Here is a 271-nt window from a genome sequence, read left to right on the forward strand (position 1 = left end):
TAGGTCGTCCCCATCAGTGCCGCGAGGCTCGCGGCACTCGCCCGGCCTCGGGCCTCGTCGGAGAATTCGCGCTTCCACGACTCGAAGCCGGCGGCGGTGTTGCCGCATTGCGCCGCATCCGCGCGGCCCGCCATGCAGGCGAGCGCCGCGAGGGCCGCCGCGAACAACGGTGCCCGATACCCACTGCCGATCATTCTCAAAACTCCCTCGCGCGCCGCGTCCATCACGGGCTGGCGCACTGCTCGAACGCGACCCCTTGGCGGACCAAGGC

The 271-nt window shown here is 71.2% G+C and carries 1 protein-coding gene; it reads right to left on the reverse strand.

The window, feature by feature from the left end; genetic code table 11:
- A partial coding sequence (locus CVH10_RS20715; RefSeq protein ID WP_219924916.1) for a hypothetical protein occupies positions 1-194 on the reverse strand: 194 nt, incomplete at its 3' end.
- Between the last annotated feature and the right edge of the window lie 77 nt (positions 195-271).

The sequence above is a fragment of the Halomonas sp. ND22Bw genome (assembly GCF_003011945.1).
In the GTDB taxonomy this organism is placed as follows: Bacteria; Pseudomonadota; Gammaproteobacteria; order Pseudomonadales; family Halomonadaceae; genus Halomonas; species Halomonas halophila.